Raw genomic sequence first — 1,032 nt, forward strand, 5'->3', positions numbered from 1 at the left:
ATACCGAACACGGAAGTTAAGCTCTTCAGCGCCGATGGTAGTTGGGGGTTTCCCCCTGTGAGAGTAGGACGCCGCCAAGCTTCTATCAGGATCAGTTCCATTTGGAACTGGTCTTTTTTGTTTTTTTGAATGACTTGCTTCTATATAATAGGTTGTTAAAGTAAAAATACGTTATTCCCTCGTTTGATTGCTACATAAATCAAACTTTATGCTCCTTCAATTTAACATGTCGGTCATCATATGAACCGGCAGCTCAAATCATCAAGGGCATCACTAAAAGCATAGAAAACCTCAACTTGGGCTAAATAGATATAGAAAGGCGATGTATAGAGCCACTAAATAGAAAGACCTCATCCCGAAGGGGTTGGTCAGCCATTGTTGAATTTTCAATTTAAAAAGATAGAAGAAATGAAAGAAACAATACTCATTTTATTTCTTCTGCTAAAATTTTATATCGATGATAAAGCTGTTGAATAATTGAAGCAGCAGAAAAAATGATGTGAAACGATTTGTTGAAAAATAGTAAAGACCAGCAACAATTTCACACTTTTTTATGGAAAAAAGATTTATCAGAAAAGTAAAATAATAAAGAAACTTCTTATTTGAATTTTTTTATTCAGAGATATATGAAATAAAACAAGGGTATAGAAGCTTCAAAATTGCTGTTTCCACAGTGATAAAGCCTTATTAGTACTCTTTTTAACAAAAAAACATAAAAAAATGAAAAAAAGGCTTTTAAAATGATGAGACAAGTGGTAAACTTCTTTAGGTGCCTTAACGAAAAGATGAAAAAAACAGCTTTAAAATAAATTCAAAAATTATTTCAAAAAAGTCTTTACAAACAATATCTTATCGTTATATAATACTATTTGTCAGATCGAGAGACACTTCGAAACGACACAATATGGAGGATTAGCTCAGCTGGGAGAGCATCTGCCTTACAAGCAGAGGGTCGGCGGTTCGAGCCCGTCATCCTCCACCATATTTATTCTTACATAATGTTAGGATAGATAAAGCCGGTGTAGCTCAACT

The 1,032-nt window shown here is 33.9% G+C and carries 1 tRNA gene and 1 rRNA gene; both read left to right on the forward strand.

Going from position 1 to position 1,032, the window contains the following annotated elements:
- Positions 1-80: ribosomal RNA gene (rrf, locus tag ACN6NB_RS00420) — 5S ribosomal RNA — on the forward strand; the annotation flags it as partial.
- 826 nt (positions 81-906) lie between these two features.
- A tRNA-Val gene (locus ACN6NB_RS00425) sits at positions 907-982 on the forward strand.
- Positions 983-1,032: the final 50 nt, after the last annotated feature.

The sequence above is a fragment of the Bacillus sp. 11B20 genome, assembly GCF_056098985.1.